This is a genomic window from Halomonas fontilapidosi (assembly GCF_014192285.1).
Classification (GTDB): Bacteria; Pseudomonadota; Gammaproteobacteria; order Pseudomonadales; family Halomonadaceae; genus Halomonas; species Halomonas fontilapidosi.
On record NZ_JACHXQ010000008.1, the window covers coordinates 1 to 15,710 of the forward strand.

Annotated in this window: 16 protein-coding genes and 1 tRNA gene; 15 read left to right on the forward strand and 2 right to left on the reverse strand. The window is 66.6% G+C overall.

From position 1 onward, the window contains the following. Positions 1-36 precede the first annotated feature (36 nt). Positions 37-123 (reverse strand) — tRNA-Leu (locus FHR95_RS11855). Between the two features lie 138 nt (positions 124-261). On the opposite strand from FHR95_RS11855, the gene queA reads away from it, so the two are divergent. From queA to secF, 5 genes are all read left to right on the forward strand, one after another. Next, the gene (gene queA / locus FHR95_RS11860; RefSeq protein WP_183314538.1) at positions 262-1,296 is read left to right on the forward strand and encodes a tRNA preQ1(34) S-adenosylmethionine ribosyltransferase-isomerase QueA; all 1,035 of its coding nucleotides are present in this window, start codon (positions 262-264) and stop codon (positions 1,294-1,296) included. 94 nt (positions 1,297-1,390) lie between these two features. After that, entirely contained in the window at positions 1,391-2,509 is a 1,119-nt protein-coding gene (gene tgt, locus FHR95_RS11865) for a tRNA guanosine(34) transglycosylase Tgt (RefSeq protein ID WP_183314648.1), read from the forward strand. 65 nt (positions 2,510-2,574) lie between these two features. Further along, positions 2,575-2,910 carry a preprotein translocase subunit YajC gene (yajC, locus tag FHR95_RS11870; protein ID WP_040184141.1) on the forward strand — a complete coding sequence of 112 codons (336 nt, stop codon included), beginning with the start codon at positions 2,575-2,577 and terminating at the stop codon, positions 2,908-2,910. A gap of 149 nt (positions 2,911-3,059) precedes the next feature. Beyond that, positions 3,060-4,910: a protein translocase subunit SecD gene (gene secD / locus FHR95_RS11875; RefSeq protein WP_183314539.1), complete on the forward strand. Its 1,851-nt coding sequence runs from the start codon at positions 3,060-3,062 to the stop codon at positions 4,908-4,910. Between the two features lie 9 nt (positions 4,911-4,919). After that, a complete protein-coding gene (gene secF / locus FHR95_RS11880) occupies positions 4,920-5,843 on the forward strand; it encodes a protein translocase subunit SecF (RefSeq protein WP_040184139.1) in 924 nt (307 codons plus the stop codon). A 131-nt stretch (positions 5,844-5,974) separates the two neighbouring features. On the opposite strand, the gene FHR95_RS11885 is transcribed toward secF, so the two are convergent. Next, complete coding sequence (locus FHR95_RS11885) at positions 5,975-6,769, reverse strand: inositol monophosphatase family protein (protein WP_040184138.1); 795 nt, start codon at positions 6,767-6,769, stop codon at positions 5,975-5,977. Positions 6,770-6,907: 138 nt separating this feature from the next. On the opposite strand from FHR95_RS11885, the gene FHR95_RS11890 reads away from it, so the two are divergent. From FHR95_RS11890 to ispG, 10 genes are all read left to right on the forward strand, one after another. Then, a complete protein-coding gene (locus FHR95_RS11890; RefSeq protein WP_183314540.1) occupies positions 6,908-7,654 on the forward strand; it encodes an RNA methyltransferase in 747 nt (248 codons plus the stop codon). An 84-nt stretch (positions 7,655-7,738) separates the two neighbouring features. Further along, positions 7,739-8,623 (forward strand): serine O-acetyltransferase, encoded by an 885-nt coding sequence (gene cysE, locus FHR95_RS11895; protein WP_183314541.1) that lies wholly within the window; start codon positions 7,739-7,741, stop codon positions 8,621-8,623. Positions 8,624-8,705: 82 nt separating this feature from the next. Further along, positions 8,706-9,173, forward strand: coding sequence for a Fe-S cluster assembly transcriptional regulator IscR (iscR, locus tag FHR95_RS11900; protein WP_183314542.1), 468 nt, complete (start codon positions 8,706-8,708; stop codon positions 9,171-9,173). Positions 9,174-9,248: 75 nt separating this feature from the next. After that, a complete protein-coding gene (locus FHR95_RS11905) occupies positions 9,249-10,406 on the forward strand; it encodes an aminotransferase class V-fold PLP-dependent enzyme (RefSeq protein WP_040184133.1) in 1,158 nt (385 codons plus the stop codon). Positions 10,407-10,431: 25 nt separating this feature from the next. Further along, positions 10,432-10,758, forward strand: a complete 327-nt coding sequence (locus FHR95_RS11910) for a HesB/IscA family protein (RefSeq protein WP_040184132.1) — start codon at positions 10,432-10,434, stop codon at positions 10,756-10,758. 211 nt (positions 10,759-10,969) lie between these two features. Next, on the forward strand, positions 10,970-11,395 hold the full coding sequence (gene ndk / locus FHR95_RS11915; RefSeq protein WP_183314543.1) for a nucleoside-diphosphate kinase: 426 nt from the start codon (positions 10,970-10,972) through the stop codon (positions 11,393-11,395). Positions 11,396-11,540: 145 nt separating this feature from the next. Continuing rightward, complete coding sequence (gene rlmN / locus FHR95_RS11920; RefSeq protein ID WP_040184128.1) at positions 11,541-12,668, forward strand: dual-specificity RNA methyltransferase RlmN; 1,128 nt, start codon at positions 11,541-11,543, stop codon at positions 12,666-12,668. A gap of 120 nt (positions 12,669-12,788) precedes the next feature. Beyond that, positions 12,789-13,517, forward strand: coding sequence for a type IV pilus biogenesis/stability protein PilW (gene pilW / locus FHR95_RS11925; protein ID WP_183314544.1), 729 nt, complete (start codon positions 12,789-12,791; stop codon positions 13,515-13,517). Positions 13,518-13,565: 48 nt separating this feature from the next. Further along, the gene (locus FHR95_RS11930) at positions 13,566-14,579 is read left to right on the forward strand and encodes a RodZ domain-containing protein (RefSeq protein ID WP_183314545.1); all 1,014 of its coding nucleotides are present in this window, start codon (positions 13,566-13,568) and stop codon (positions 14,577-14,579) included. 10 nt (positions 14,580-14,589) lie between these two features. Further along, the gene (ispG, locus tag FHR95_RS11935) at positions 14,590-15,705 is read left to right on the forward strand and encodes a flavodoxin-dependent (E)-4-hydroxy-3-methylbut-2-enyl-diphosphate synthase (RefSeq protein WP_040184122.1); all 1,116 of its coding nucleotides are present in this window, start codon (positions 14,590-14,592) and stop codon (positions 15,703-15,705) included. Positions 15,706-15,710: the final 5 nt, after the last annotated feature.

The window sequence follows — 15,710 nt, forward strand, 5'->3', positions numbered from 1 at the left end:
CGCCCGAAGGCGGCTGTTTCAGATCTGGCGTCAGGCTGGTACCGGCGGTCGGACTCGAACCGACAAGGGCTTGCACCCGGCGGATTTTGAATCCGCTGCGTCTACCAATTCCGCCACGCCGGCAACGCGCAGGCATTATACGTGGGCACCGGGCCAGGTCAATCGGCCGGCTGACTTCCCTGACACAAAACGGTATCCTTTCGGGCTTTGCGCGGCTCGCCGAGCCGCCCGCCACGCCCCAGAGCCGGACCGACATCCACCATGCAGCGCGCCGACTTTCACTACGAGCTCCCCGACGAGCTGATTGCCCGCTACCCCTCCGAGCAACGCAGCGACTGCCGCCTGCTGTGCGTCGATGGCGCCACCGGCGCGCTCGCCCACCGCCGCTTCCCCGATCTTGTCGAACTGCTCGCCCCCGGCGACCTGCTGGTGTTCAACGACACCCGGGTGATCCCCGCTCGCCTGCACGGCCACAAGGCCAGCGGTGGCAAGGTGGAGATGCTGCTCGAGCGCCCGCTGGACGCGCACCGCGGCCTGGCCCACCTGCGCTCAAGCAAGTCGCCGAAGCCCGGCACCGAGCTGGTCTTCGAGGGGGGCATCCGGGCGGTAGTGGAAGGTCGCCGCGAGGCGTTGTTCGAGCTGCGCTTCCTCGGCGAGACGCCGCTGATCGCGTTGCTGGAGCAACACGGCCATATGCCACTGCCGCCCTACATCACCCGCGAGGACGAGCTGGCCGACCGCGAGCGCTACCAGACCGTCTACGCGCGCCGCGACGGGGCCGTAGCCGCCCCCACGGCCGGGCTGCACTTCGACGAGCCGCTGCTCGAGGCCCTGGCCGCCAGGGGCATCGAAAGCGCCTACGTGACCCTGCACGTGGGCGCCGGCACCTTCCAGCCGGTGCGCGCCGACGACATCCGCGAGCACCAGATGCACAGCGAGTGGATCGAGGTCAACGAGACCGCCTGCGCGCAGGTTCGCGCCGCCAAGGCGCGAGGCAACCGCGTCATCGCCGTGGGCACCACCAGCGTGCGCTGCCTGGAGAGCGCCAGCGATGCGGCCGGCGAGATCGCCCCCTTCAGCGGTGAGACCGACATCTTTATCTACCCGGGCTACGCATGGCGCTGCGTCGATGCGCTGGTGACCAACTTCCACCTGCCGGAGTCGACCCTGCTGATGCTGGTGGCATCCTTTGCCGGGTTCGACACGACGCTGGCGGCCTATCGCGAAGCGGTGGCCGAGCGCTACGCCTTCTTCAGTTATGGCGATGCGATGTTCCTGACCCGCAAGGAACGCTGAGATCGATGATGCGGCGTAGGGTGCCCCCGCCATGCCGGATCTTCCTCCGCGCCCCTTGCCAGAAATTGAGATTCCAATGCGTGACGAAAGCTTCATGACCTTCGAGCACCTGGCCAGCGATGGCCGGGCGCGCCGCGGCCGCCTCACCTTCCCCCGTGGAACGGTGGAGACCCCCGCTTTCATGCCGGTCGGCACCTACGGCACCGTCAAGGGCATGACGCCCCAGTCGGTCGAGGAGATCGGCGCCGAGATCATCCTCGGCAACACCTTCCATCTGTGGCTACGGCCGGGCATGGAGGTGATCGAGGCGCATGGCGACCTGCACGACTTCGCCCAGTGGGAGAGGCCGATCCTCACCGACTCGGGGGGCTTCCAGGTGTTCTCACTGGGCGCCATGCGCAAGATCACCGAGCAGGGCGTGCATTTCCGCTCGCCGGTGGATGGCACCAAGGTGTTCATGGGCCCTGAGGAGTCCATGGCGGTGCAACGCTCGCTCGGTTCCGACGTGGTGATGATCTTCGACGAGTGCACCCCCTACCCCGCCACCGAGAAAGAGGCCGAGCTCTCCATGCAGCGCTCGCTACGCTGGGCGCAGCGCTCCCGGGAGGCCCACGGCGACTCCCCCTCGGCGCTGTTCGGCATCATCCAGGGCGGCATGTACCCGGCGCTGCGCGAACGCTCGCTCGAGGGTCTGCTGGAGATCGGCTTCGACGGCCTGGCCATCGGCGGGCTCTCGGTGGGCGAGCCCAAGGAGGAGATGATCCGGGTACTCGACTACCTGCCGAGCTGGATGCCCGATGATACGCCGCGCTACTTGATGGGCGTGGGCAAACCCGAGGATCTGGTGGAGGGCGTGCGTCGCGGGATCGACATGTTCGACTGCGTGATGCCCACCCGCAACGGCCGCAATGGCCACCTCTTCACCGCCGAGGGCACGGTCAAGATTCGCAATGCCAAGCACCGCCACGACACCGGGCCGCTCGAGGCGGGCTGCGACTGCTATACCTGCCAGCACTTCTCACGCGCCTACCTACACCATCTCGATCGCTGCGGGGAGATGCTCGGCTCGATGCTCAATACCATCCACAACCTGCGCCACTATCAGCGCCTGATGGCCGGTTTGCGCGGTGCCATCGAAGCGGGTACATTGGCGAACTTCGTGGAAGGCTTCTATGCGCAGCGCGGCCTGCCGGTTCCTCCCGCACCGAATTGACCCACGGCCGGCCCCATGGCCGGCCGTCGAATATCACGCTTTCATCACTCAGGAGATCGTCATACATGCTGGACTTCTTCATTTCCCCGGCCATGGCCCAGGATGCCGGCGCTGCCGGTGGCGGCATCGCCCAGATCGTCATGCTGGTCGGCTTCGTGGCCATCTTCTACTTCCTGCTGTGGCGCCCCCAGGCCAAGCGCGCCAAGCAGCACAAGCAGCTGATCGGCAACCTCTCCAAGGGTGACGAGATCGTCATCGGCGGCGGCATGCTGGGCCGCATCACCAAGGTGAGCGACGACAGCGAGTTCCTGAGCATGGAGATCGCCGAAGGCACCGAAGTCAGCGTGCAGAAGAACGCCGTTGCCGCCGTACTGCCCAAGGGCACGCTCAAGTCCATCTGACCCGGGCACCTTGCCGCCCCGCCGCGACTACTAACGAGCCGTGACGGGGCTGCCCTGCGGCCGGTGCGGCAGGAGCCGCGCGACCGGCTCCCGCCCTCACCGGTCGCCTTGTCCGTCTCCAACGTCCGCAATCTGAGGGCAGGGCTCCCATGCTCAACCGTTATCCCCTGTGGAAGTATCTGCTGATACTCGTCGTTCTCCTCGCCGGCCTGGTCTACTCCCTCCCCAACCTCTTCCCCGAGGACCCGGCGGTCCAGATCAGCAGCGAACGGGGCGACAGCACCATCGACGAACGCCAGCTGGAGCGCATTCGCGCCTCCCTCGGCGAGGCCGACATCGACATCCAGGCCGTACAGGAGGACACCAGCAGCATGCTGATCCGCCTCGCCGATGCCGACGACCAGATCAGGGCTCGCGACCGCATCAGTGACCTGCTGGGTGATGAGTACGTGGTGGCGCTGAACCTGGCCGAATCCACGCCAGCCTGGCTACAGTCGCTCTCCGCCTCGCCCATGACTCTGGGCCTCGACCTGCGCGGCGGGGTGCACTTCCTGCTGGAAGTCGACATGGACGCCGCCCTGGAGCAGCGCCTCGAGGTCAATGCCAGCGCCATGCGCGAGCAGTTGCGCAGCGAACGGATCCGCTACCGCGATACCCAGATCGAGGAGCGCACCGTTTCCATGGCCTTCGCCAACGCCGAGGACCGTGACGAGGCGCGTGGCCTGATCGCTCGAGAATTCCCCGAGTTCGACTACGCAAGCGAGGAAGGTGATCGCGGCGCCCGGCTGGTCATGACCATGACCGACCAGGCGGTGAACGAACTCCAGGACTACGCCATCAACCAGAACCTCACCACCCTGCGCAACCGCGTCAACGAACTGGGCGTGGCCGAGCCGCTGGTGCAGCGTCAGGGGCCGGAGCGTATCGTGGTCGAGTTGCCGGGCGTGCAGGATACCGTGGCGGCCAAGCGCATCGTCGGCGCCACCGCCAACCTGGAATTTCGCCTTGAGGCGCGCCCCGACACCCCGGAAAGCGAGACCGAGTCGTTCCCGTTTCGTAACAACCCATCACGCAGCGCCGACCTGATGCGCGATGTCATCATTACCGGCGACAGCGTCTCGAATGCCAACCACAGCTTCGACGAGAACGGCCGCCCCCAGGTCAACATCAACCTGGACGGCACCGGCGGCACCCTGATGAACCGGGCCACCCGCACCAATATCGGCCGCAACATGGCGGTGCTGTTCATCGAGCACAAGACCCGCGAACGCACGGTGATCGAGGACGGCGAGGAGGTTGTGGAGCGTGAGCCCTACACCGAGCGCGGCATCATCAGCCTGGCTACCATCCAGAGCGCACTGGGCAACAGCTTCCGCATCACCGGGCTCGACTCGCCCACCGAGGCGGCAGAGCTCGCCCTGCTGCTGCGCTCCGGCTCGCTGGCGGCACCCATCTACTTCGTGCAGGAGCGCACCATCGGGCCGAGCCTGGGCGCCGAGAACATCGAGCGCGGCGTGATGTCGGTGCAGATCGGCCTGCTGCTGGTGGTGCTGTTCATGCTGGTGCGCTACAAGGTGTTCGGCGTCTTCGCCAACGTGGCGCTGGCCCTTAACCTGACCCTGCTGGTGGCGGCCATGTCGCTGCTCGGCGCCACCCTGACGCTGCCCGGCATCGCCGGCATCGTGCTGACGCTGGGCATGGCGGTGGACGCCAACGTGCTGATCTTCGAACGCATACGGGAGGAGCTGCGCACGGGGCTGTCGGTGCAACAGGCCATCTCGGCCGGCTACGAGCGCGCCTTCACCTCGATCATCGATGCCAACATCACCACCCTGCTGGTAGCGGTGATCCTGTTCTCCATCGGCACCGGGCCGGTCAAGGGCTTCGCCGTGACCCTCTCGCTGGGGATCATCACCTCGCTGTTCACCGCCCTGCTGGTGACGCGAGCGATGGTCAACCTGACCTATGGCGGCAAGCCGGTCAAGAAGCTCTGGATATAAGAGGTAGCCATGAAATCCCTTGTCAATCGACAGCTCGACTTCATGGGCAAACGCCGGATCGCCTTCGCGATCTCGGGCGTGATGCTGCTGGTGTCGATCGCCTCGCTGCTGTTCCAGCAGCTCAACCTGGGGCTGGACTTCACCGGCGGCACGCTGGTGGAGGTCCGCTATGCCATGGCGCCCTCGCTGGATGCGATTCGCCAGCTCCTCGAGAACGAAGGCTTCCGCGACGTCTCGGTACAGACCTTCGGGGCGTCCACCGAGGTGCTGATCCGCCTGCAACAGGCCTTCGACCCCGATGTCGGCGAGCAGGTCGTCAACCTGCTGCGCCAGTCGGGCGACAGCGTCGAGCTGGTGCGGGCGGAGTTCGTCGGCGCCCAGGTGGGTGACCAGCTGCGCGACCAGAGCGGCATGGGCCTGCTGGTGGCGCTGGGCATCGTGATGCTCTACGTGGCCTTCCGCTTCCAGTACAAGTTCGCCATCGGCGCACTGCTGGCGCTGATGCACGACGTGATCATCGTCGTCGGCCTGTTCGCGCTGTTCCAGTGGGAGTTCGACCTCACCGTGCTCGCCGCGCTGCTGGCGGTGATCGGCTACTCCCTCAACGACACCATCGTGGTCTATGACCGCATCCGCGAGACCATCCGCAAGTCACGTATCGACGACATGCCGACGATCTTCAACGAGGCGATCAACATGACCCTGTCGCGCACCCTGGCGACCTCCGGCACCACCCTGTTGGTCCTGCTGGCGCTATTGATACTGGGCGGCGACATGATCCACTTCTTCTCCATCGCGCTGATCGCCGGCGTGGTGGTCGGTACGTTCTCCTCCATCTACGTGGCGGCGGCCCTGCTGCTGGCGGTGAAACTGGATCGCGAGGACCTGATCCCGGCGAAGAAGGAAGACCCCGAGGCCGAGGAGCTGCCCTGACAGCTGGAAGCTGGAAGCTGGAAGCTGGAAGCTGGAAGCTGGAAGTGCAGAGCCTGAACCGAATCCGCCCCCACAGCCTGGCTGTGGGGGCGGATTTTTTCTTCCCGCTTCAGGCTTTCAGTTTACGGCTTTTAGAAATGCGGCTTGAGCTGCTGCACCAGCGCCTTGTAGAGACGCGGGCCAGCCGCCATCAGGCGTCCCTCGATCTCGACACTGGGCTGACCGTCGGGGGTGCCCATCAGCGCGCCGCTCTCCTTGAGCAGCAGCGAGCCGACCTGCTGGTCCTGCTCCTCGAGGCCCAGCACGAAGGCCGCATCCACTCGCCCTGCCGCCAGTTCGGCGATGTCGAGCAGGCCGCTGCCCGAGGCACGCTGCAGTTCGATCTGCGGCCCGAGCTGCTGCACCAGAGTCAGGTAGGACGGCAAGAAGCGTGAACGCAGCCAGGTCTCGGGCAGGCTCATGGCGATGCGGGTGCCGGCCACGGCGGTATTCTTCGATACCCGCAGGCGCTTGCCGTTGAGCTGCGCACCGCGCCCGCGGCTGGCCAGATATTCGTCATCATTGAAGGGGCAGATCACCACCGCATGCTCCGGGCGGCCCTTGACGAGACACACGACCGACAGCGCGAAGCCGGGGGCAGCGACGCTGAGGTTGGAGTAGCCGTGGAAGGGTTCGATCTTCCACAGGGTGTCGGCACCCTCGCCCTCACCGGCGCGGTGAGGCGTGAAGCGACCCTGGACGCCGTGCTGGGGGTAGCCGCGGGAGAGCTGACGAACGATCAGCGTCTCGGCATTACGGGCGGCGTCCTCGAGCAGGCGGTCGAGGTTGTGCTCTTCATGGGCGTTCTCGATGCGCTCGCGGATGCGCAGGAACTGTTCGCCGGCGCTGCGTGCGGCACGCAGCGCGAATTGGACCATCGGATGCATGATCGGGCCTTGGGGAGTCGGTGGTGTTAAAGAACGGGTCGGCGCGCATCCTAGCAGAAGCACGCGGGGCGCGCCATTCGACGCATCGGGCCGGCGTGATAGAATCGCCCACCTTCTCCCAGGATCTACAGGCCCACCATGCTCGAGCGCATCCGCATCGTCCTGATCGGCACCAGCCACCCCGGCAACATCGGCGGTACCGCCCGCGCCATGCACAACATGGGTCTATCCGACCTGGCGCTGGTGGCGCCACGCTGCGAACCGCTCACCGCCGATACCGTCTCCCGTGCGTCGGGGGCCGACCACATCGTCCACGGCGCGCACACGGTGGAAACGCTGGAACAGGCGGTAGGCGACTGCACCCTGGCCGTCGGCGCCAGCGCCCGCTCGCGAACCCTGCCCTGGCCGATGATCACGCCCCGCGCCCTCGGCGAACAATTGCCCGCAGAGCTTGCCAGCCCCGCGGCGCGCGTCGCCCTGGTCTTCGGCCGCGAAGACAGCGGCCTGACCAACGCCGAGCTGCAGCGCTGCCATGCCCATGTGCATATCCCCACCAACCCCGACTTCAGCTCCCTGAACCTGGCCGCTGCGGTGCAGGTAGTGGCCTACGAGTGCCGACAGGCCTGGCTTGGTCAGCAGGTAGCGAGCGGTCCTGCCGAGATGCCTGCGGCCGAGCCGCTGGCCAGCCACCGAGAACTTGAGCACTACTTCGCACACCTGGAGCGCACCCTGGTCGCCATCGGCTTCCACGACCCGGCCACCCCACGCCAGCTGATGGCCCGGCTGCGCCGCTTCACCCTGCGGGCCCGTCCCGAGCGGATGGAACTCAACATCCTGCGCGGCATCCTCACCGCCACCGAGCAGCAGGCCGAGCGCCATAAGTAGATGATGCAAGCCGCTTGAAGCCGGCTCTCCGCGCCCCCACTATGAGGCCATCCCCTTACCGCCCTGCCACCCAAGGACCGTTGCATGCTTGAACGTCTGCGCGAAGACATCAACAGCGTATTCGCCCGCGACCCGGCGGCACGCAATTTCCTGGAAGTGCTGACCAACTACCCGGGCCTGCATGCCTTGCTCATCCACCGTGTCAGCCACTGGCTGTGGCGCAAGAACCTCAAGTGGCTGGCGCGCACGCTCTCGACCTTTTCGCGCTGGCTCACCGGCGTGGAGATTCACCCCGGGGCGACCATCGGCCGACGCTTCTTCATCGACCATGGCATGGGCGTAGTGATCGGCGAGACCGCCGAGGTGGGCGACGACGTCACCCTCTACCAGGGGGTGACCCTGGGGGGCACCAGCTGGAACAAGGGCAAGCGCCACCCGACCCTGGAGGATGGCGTGATCGTTGGCGCCGGCGCCAAGATACTGGGTCCCTTCAGCGTCGGCACCGAGGCCAAGATCGGCTCCAACGCTGTGGTCACCAAGGAGGTGCCCGCCGGCGCCACGGTGGTCGGCATCCCCGGCAAGGTCGTGCAGCGCGTCGAGCCGGACGAGGCCGAGGAATTGAACGTGGACCCCGCGCGTCGCGAAGCGATGCGCCGCAAGTTCGGCTTCGATGCCTACGGCGTCAGCCAGGACATGCCCGACCCGGTGGCCCGCTCCATCCAGGCGATGCTCGACCATATGCACGCCGTGGACGAGCGCATCGAACGCATGTGCACGACCCTGCGCAAGGTCGATGCCAGCTATCGCGATGGTCGCCTGCCGGAGCTGCGCGACGAGGACTTCGCCGACATCCTGGCCGACGTCGACAGCTGCTGCCCGCCCCGGGATGAGCAGGGCGAGGCGCCTACCGAGCAGACAACGCCGGGCGAGCGGGGGGCCGGCGACGCCCCTCGGCGGCGCAATGGTTGACCGGGATACTGGGTCTTTATCATAATGGCGAGTCTCGTTCATTGACTGCCGACCCGCGTGTCGGTGCCGAGGTGAGTTCCTCATGCGCCTGACCACCAAGGGACGCTACGCCGTCACCGCCATGCTCGACCTGGCCATGAATGCCGACACCGGCCCCATCTGCCTCGCCGACATCTCGAAGCGCCAGGAAATCTCGCTCTCCTACCTGGAGCAGCTGTTTGCCCGGCTGCGGCGCGCAGGGTTGGTGGATAGCGTACGCGGCCCAGGAGGCGGCTACCTGCTGGCCCAGGCTGCCGAGGGCATCACCGTGGCCCAGGTCATCGAGGCAGTAAATGAGTCCGTGGACACGACTCGCTGTGGCGGCCTCTCGGACTGCCAGCAGGGTGATACCTGTCTGACCCACCATCTATGGTGCGAGCTCTCCGAGCATATCCACGACTTTCTTCAGGACGTCACCCTCGCCCAGCTGGCCGGGCGCGGCGAGATCCAGGCCATCGCCAGCCGCCAACGCGGCCGCTGGGATGACGGTATCCTGGCCTCCACCACCTGAGAGCCGCCGCGCCTGACAGCCGCTCACCATAGCCCGGTCACCGCAGCCCGATTCGACAACCAGAACAGCGAGCCCATGAGCGTACCCGTCTACCTCGATTATGCCGCCACCACCCCGGTTGACCCGCGGGTCGCGGAGGTCATGAGTCACTACCTGACCCGCGACGGCATCTTCGCCAATCCCGCCTCGCGCAGCCATATGCTGGGCTGGCAGGCGGAACAGGCCGTGGAGAGCGCCCGCCGCCAGGTGGCAGACCTGATCACCGCCGACCCCCGCGAGATCGTCTGGACCAGTGGCGCCACCGAGGCCGACAACCTGGCACTGACCGGTTTCATGCGCGCCAATCGGGCCCGTGGTCGCCACCTGGTGACCTCCCTCGTCGAGCACAAGGCGGTGGTCGACACCGCGCTGGCGCTGGAGAAGGAGGGCTTCGAGGTGACCTGGCTGACGCCGGACCGCGACGGGCGGATCAGTCCGGCGCAGCTGCGCGAGGCGATGCGCGACGATACGGTGCTGGTCTCGCTGATGGCCGTCAACAACGAGCTGGGCGTGATCCACGACCTGGCGGCGCTGGCCGAGGTAAGCCATGCCTTCGGCGCCAGCTTCCACGTGGATGCTGCCCAGGCGGTGGGCCGCATCCCGCTGGATGTCGGCCGAATGGGCATCGACCTGATGTCGCTCTCCGGCCACAAGGCTTACGGCCCCAAGGGCGTCGGCGCCCTCTATGTGCGACGCAGCCCCGAACTCCGACTGGAAGCGCTGATCCACGGCGGCGGCCACGAACGCGGTATGCGTTCGGGCACCCTGCCGACGCACCAGATCGCCGGCATGGGAGAAGCCTTTGCCCTCGCCGCCGCCGAGGGTGAGGCCGACCAGACGCGTATCACCGCGCTGCGCGACCGCCTGCTCGAGGGCCTCGGCGATCTCGGCGGCATCCATTACAACACCGCTGTCGACGCCGCCGTTCCCAACATCCTCAATCTGGCGTTCGAGGGCGTGGAAGGCGAGTCGCTGCTGATGGCGCTGCGCGATATCGCGCTCTCCACCGGCTCAGCCTGCAACTCGGCAAGCGTCGAGCCCTCGTATGTGCTCAAGGGCATCGGCGTGCCGCGCCCCTTGGCGCTGGCCTCGCTGCGCTTCAGCTTCGGCCGCTTCACCAGCGAAACCGATATCGACCGCACACTGGATGCCCTGCGACATGCCCTGAACGGGCTGCGTCGCCGGGCGGTCTGACCCTACTACGTTCAGGAGAGAGACCATGGCGCACCTTTCGATCACCACTGCCGCCGCCGAGCAGATCCATCGGGTGCTCGACGAGCGAGGCCACGGCCTTGGCCTGCGGGTCTCGGTCAAGCCCAGCGGCTGCTCTGGCTACAGCTACGTGCTCGACTTCGCCGACGAGGCGGCCAATGACGACGTGACCTTCGAAGAGCACGGCGTGACGGTCTTCGTGGCCCCCGAAGCCCTGGAGATGCTCGACGGCAGCGAGGTCGACTACGTCTCGGAGGGGCTTAACCGCTTCTTCCGCTTTAACAACCCCAACGTCAAGGATGAGTGCGGCTGCGGCGAGAGCTTCAGTGTCTGAACGATTGTTCAACGCCGTCCCGCAGCGTTATACTCCTCGCCCGTTCGGCGGCAAGCTGCCGAATCGCCGGGCGCCAGCTGCCGAGGCGCCGGCCCGATTCCCGTGAATCGCCGCGCCGCCCTCTCCCTCGCGGAGACAAGGGCGGTGTGACGCTGTCCATCACGACTGCACTCATCACACCATCATCCAGCCAACCGGAGAACATGCCCCCATGGCCAACCAGCGTACCCTGTCCATCATCAAGCCGGACGCCGTCGCCAAGAACGTGATCGGCGAGATCGAGAGCCGCTTCGAGAAGGGAGGCCTGAAGATCGTGGCCGCCAAGATGCTCCAGCTCTCCGACGAGAAGGCCGGTGGCTTCTATGCCGAGCACAAGGAGCGTCCCTTCTTCAAGGACCTGGTCGGCTTCATGACCTCCGGCCCGGTGATCGTGCAGGTGCTCGAGGGCGAGGACGCCATCGCCAAGAACCGTGACCTGATGGGCGCCACCAACCCCAAGGAAGCGGCGCCGGGCACCATCCGTGCCGACTTCGCCGAGACCATCGATGCCAACGCCGTGCATGGCTCCGATTCCCCGGAATCCGCCGAGCGCGAGATTGCCTACTTCTTCGCGGCAGACGAGATCTGCCCGCGCTGAGCCGACCCTGATTTATGGCTGCGCCCCGGCGTCGACCGACGTTTCTTCGCTTGCGACATAAATCAGCAGCTCACTCAGGCAGCGTTTTCTGCCGAGCGGGGGCACTGCCCCCGCCACCCCCACTGCCCACGACGCGCTGATCGCCATGACCGCCACCACTGCTCCCCGTCTCACCAACCTGCTCGGCATGACCCGCGAGGAGATGGAAGCCTTCTTCCTCTCCATCGGCGAGAAGAAGTTCCGCGCCGCCCAGGTAATGAAGTGGATTCATATCGAGGGCTGCGATGACTTCGCGGCCATGACCAACCTCTCCAAGGCGCTGCGTACGCGCCTGGCCGAGGTCGCCGAAATTCGCGGCCCGGGCGTGGTCTACGAGGGAAGCTCCAGCGACGGCACGCGCAAGTGGGTGCTCGAGGTGGAGGACGGCAGCTATGTGGAGACGGTGCTGATTCCCGCCGACAACGGCAAACGTCGCACGCTGTGCGTCTCCTCCCAGGTCGGCTGCTCGCTGGACTGCAGCTTCTGCTCCACCGGCAAGCAGGGCTTCCAGCGCAACCTCACCGCCGCCGAGATCATCGGCCAGGTGTGGGTCGCCCAGCGCAGTGTGGGCCCGCGCCGCGACACCGCCAATCGCCCCGTCACCAACGTGGTGATGATGGGCATGGGCGAGCCGTTGCTGAACTATGACAACGTCGTGCCGGCCATGAAGCTGATGCTCGACGACGACGGCTATGGCCTCTCCAAGCGCCGCGTCACGCTTTCCACCTCCGGCGTGGTACCGATGCTCGACAGGCTCGGCGACGAGCTCGACGTGAGCCTGGCCATTTCGCTGCATGCTGCCAATGACGAGCTGCGCAACGAGCTGGTGCCGCTCAACCGCAAGTACAACATCCGTAGCCTGCTCGATGCCTGCCACCGCTACCTGGCCAAGTGCCACGACACGCGCATGGTGACCATCGAGTACACGGTGATCAAGGACGTCAATGATCAGCAGGAGCACGCCGAGCAGCTCGCCACCCTGCTCGAGGAACTGCCATGCAAGATCAACCTGATCCCGTTCAACCCCTTCCCGCACTCGGGCTATGAGAAGCCCTCACGCAATCAGCTAATGCGCTTCCAGCAATGGCTCTATGAGCTGGGCTACACGGCGCCGATCCGCACCACCCGCGGTGACGACATCGATGCCGCTTGCGGTCAGCTGGTGGGCCGCGTCAAGGACCGCACCAAGCGCCACGCGCGCTATATCCAGTCTATCCAGATCGACGCCGACTGAGCCGGGGCCACCTTGACTTCAACCGGGCGCGGCGCTTTGATGGACGGGCCTTTTTTCACTATCGGCCGCGAACCGAGAACCGCGCGGCCGTGGGTTTCGTGCCCACCCGGAGGGGATGCCATGAATCGTCGCCCGCGCTTGATCAGCCTGAGGCAGTTACCCGCTGCCACCGTGCTGCTGGGGGCGCTCTGGCTGGCCGGCTGCGCGACCCAGACCAACCTGCCGGGAAGCAGCGACAGTGATGCCGCCGAGGCTTATACGCGTCTCGGCGTCGCCTATCTGGAACGCGACAACCTGCCGCGCGCCATGAATGCCCTCGACCGCGCACTGGAGATCGACCCCAGTGACGCCGAGGCTCTGCAGGCGATGGCCATGGTCCACCAGCGCCAGGGCGAGTCCAGGCTCGCCGACGAGACCTTCCAGCGCGCCATCGACAACGCCCCCGCGTTCACCCGGGCACGTAACAACTACGCTGCATTCCTGTATGATCGTGGCCGTCTGAGAGAGGCCTGCGAGCAGCTCGAAGAGGCTTCCCGCGATACCCAGTACGACAACCGGGCGCAGCTGTTTGCCAACCTCGGCCAGTGCCGACTCGAGATGGGCGATATCGACGCCGCTCGCGAGAGCCTGAGTCGCGCCCAGGCCATGGCCCCGCGCCGTCCGCGCAGCTACCTGCTGCTGGCCGAGCTCGAGTATGCCCAGGGCAACCTCGGACGCGCCGAGCAGCAGATCGAGACTTACATGCGCCTGGCCGGCCCGCAGGCCGAGGCCCTGCGGCTGGCCCGCGACATTGCCCGAGATCGCGGCGACCCGGCCACTGCCAGCTTTTACGCCGATCAGCTGGAGTGATTCCGTGCCGGGCCCCGACCACCGTTTTCTGACGAAGGATGCTCAGTTATGAGCGACATTCACACCGATGATGCCGCCGAGACCGCGCCACGCCAGGCCTCCCCGGGCGAGATGCTGCGTCACGAGCGCGAGGCACAGGGCCTCGACCGCGAAGAGGTCGCCGCCGCCCTGAACCTGCGTCCGGCGGTAATCCAGGGACTGGAGAACGACAGCTACGAAGAAGTGCCGGTGCCAGCCTATCGCCGCGGCTACCTACGCAGCTATGCCAACCTGCTCGGCATCGAAGATGGTCCCGTGCTGCAGGCCTACAAGGCGCGCTTCGGCAGCCAGGAGAACGAACACCGCGTCACCCCCGTCCAGGTCACTCGGCCGCCGTCGCGCCTCGGCGCCTGGCTGTTCCGCCTGGTCACCGTGCTGGTGATCGCCGGCCTTATCGGCCTGACGCTGATGTGGTGGCAAAGCCGGGGCGGCAGCCAGCCCCCCTCCCCAGGCGACAGCGGGCCGGTATCGGTGGACAGCCTGGATGGCAGCACCACCATCACCGAGGACGGCAGCAGCAACGACACCGCGCTGCCTCCGCTGCCTGAAGAGGAGAGCGACCTCGGCCTGGTCGAGGACGCCCCCGGCGATGAGGCGACGGGCGATGAGGCCCCGCAACCGCCTGCCGACAGCGCCGACGAGCCGACGCCTGGCGAGGACGAGAGCGTCGCCGACGACCTGGCGTCCAGCGACGGCGAAGCGGCCACAGAAGTCGCACCCGATACAGCTGAAGAGGCCGCTGCCGAGACCGAGCAGACCGCCGAGGCACAGGCCCGCGATGCGCGGGTGCTAGAGCTGACCTTCAACGAGCAGTCCTGGACCGAGATCTTCGATGCCAGCAACCAGCGTATCTTTGTCGGCCTCCAGGAACCCGGCACCACGGCACGCGTCGAAGGCGAACCGCCGTTCCGCCTGACCGTGGGCAACGCCACCGGCGTCGAGCTGAGATGGGCCGGCGAGAGCGTGGACCTCACGGCTCGCGCCGGTGCCAACAACGTCGCCCGCTTCACCCTGGGAGAATGATTCCGTCATCATGCACGCACAATCCCCCATCGTTCGCCGCACGTCACGCCAGATCCATGTCGGCAGGGTGCCGGTCGGGGGCGATGCCCCCATCTCCGTCCAGAGCATGACCAACACCGATACCCTGGACGTGGCCGCCACCGTGGCGCAGATCCGCCAGCTCGAGGCGGCCGGCGCCGACATCGTGCGCGTCTCGGTCCCCGACATGGACGCTGCCGAGGCCTTCGGCCGCATCAAGCGCGAGGTCGAGGTTCCGCTGGTCGCCGACATCCACTTCGACTACAAGATCGCCCTGCGCGTCGCCGAGCTCGGCGTCGACTGCCTGCGCATCAACCCCGGCAACATCGGCAAGGAGGAGCGCGTCCGGGCGGTCGTCTCGGCCGCGCGCGACAATGGCATTCCGATCCGCATCGGCGTCAATGCCGGCTCGCTGGAGAAGGACCTGCAGAAGAAGTACGGCGAGCCCACGCCCGCCGCGCTGGTCGAGTCCGCCATGCGCCATATCGACCACCTCGACCGCCTGGACTTTCCCGACTTCAAGGTCAGCGTCAAGGCCTCCGACGTCTTCATGGCAGTGGCCGCCTACCGCGATCTGGCCACGCGCATCGAGCAGCCGCTGCACCTGGGGATCACCGAGGCCGGTGGGCTGCGCTCGGGCACCGTCAAGTCCTCGATTGGCCTGGGCATGCTGCTGATGGACGGCATCGGCGACACCATCCGCGTATCGCTCGCCGCCGACCCGGTCGAGGAGATCAAGGTCGGCTACGACATGCTCAAGAGCCTGCGCCTGCGCAGCAAGGGCATCAACTTCATCGCCTGCCCGAGCTGCTCGCGCCAGAACTTCGACGTCATCGGCACCATGAACGCCCTCGAGGAGCGCCTGGAGGACGTCATGACGCCACTGGACGTTTCGGTGATCGGCTGCGTGGTCAACGGCCCGGGCGAGGCGAAGGAGAGCGATATCGGCCTCACCGGCGGCAGCCCCGCCAACCTCGTCTACATCGACGGCAAACCGGCGAGCAAGCTGCGCAACGACCACCTGGTGGACGACCTGGAGCGGCTGATCCGCGACAAGGTTCGGGAAAAGCAGCAGGCCGAACAGGATGTGATCGCCCGGGACGCCTGATCCAG

Bases quoted from the DNA above. Each gene is read 5' to 3' on its own strand.
- queA (WP_183314538.1), top strand. From the start codon at position 262: ATGCAGCGCGCCGACTTTCACTACGAGCTCCCCGACGAGCTGATTGCC.
- tgt (WP_183314648.1), top strand. From the start codon at position 1,391: ATGACCTTCGAGCACCTGGCCAGCGATGGCCGGGCGCGCCGCGGCCGC.
- yajC (WP_040184141.1), top strand. From the start codon at position 2,575: ATGCTGGACTTCTTCATTTCCCCGGCCATGGCCCAGGATGCCGGCGCT.
- secD (WP_183314539.1), top strand. From the start codon at position 3,060: ATGCTCAACCGTTATCCCCTGTGGAAGTATCTGCTGATACTCGTCGTT.
- secF (WP_040184139.1), top strand. From the start codon at position 4,920: ATGAAATCCCTTGTCAATCGACAGCTCGACTTCATGGGCAAACGCCGG.
- FHR95_RS11885 (WP_040184138.1), bottom strand. From the start codon at position 6,769: ATGCATCCGATGGTCCAATTCGCGCTGCGTGCCGCACGCAGCGCCGGC.
- FHR95_RS11890 (WP_183314540.1), top strand. From the start codon at position 6,908: ATGCTCGAGCGCATCCGCATCGTCCTGATCGGCACCAGCCACCCCGGC.
- cysE (WP_183314541.1), top strand. From the start codon at position 7,739: ATGCTTGAACGTCTGCGCGAAGACATCAACAGCGTATTCGCCCGCGAC.
- iscR (WP_183314542.1), top strand. From the start codon at position 8,706: ATGCGCCTGACCACCAAGGGACGCTACGCCGTCACCGCCATGCTCGAC.
- FHR95_RS11905 (WP_040184133.1), top strand. From the start codon at position 9,249: ATGAGCGTACCCGTCTACCTCGATTATGCCGCCACCACCCCGGTTGAC.
- FHR95_RS11910 (WP_040184132.1), top strand. From the start codon at position 10,432: ATGGCGCACCTTTCGATCACCACTGCCGCCGCCGAGCAGATCCATCGG.
- ndk (WP_183314543.1), top strand. From the start codon at position 10,970: ATGGCCAACCAGCGTACCCTGTCCATCATCAAGCCGGACGCCGTCGCC.
- rlmN (WP_040184128.1), top strand. From the start codon at position 11,541: ATGACCGCCACCACTGCTCCCCGTCTCACCAACCTGCTCGGCATGACC.
- pilW (WP_183314544.1), top strand. From the start codon at position 12,789: ATGAATCGTCGCCCGCGCTTGATCAGCCTGAGGCAGTTACCCGCTGCC.
- FHR95_RS11930 (WP_183314545.1), top strand. From the start codon at position 13,566: ATGAGCGACATTCACACCGATGATGCCGCCGAGACCGCGCCACGCCAG.
- ispG (WP_040184122.1), top strand. From the start codon at position 14,590: ATGCACGCACAATCCCCCATCGTTCGCCGCACGTCACGCCAGATCCAT.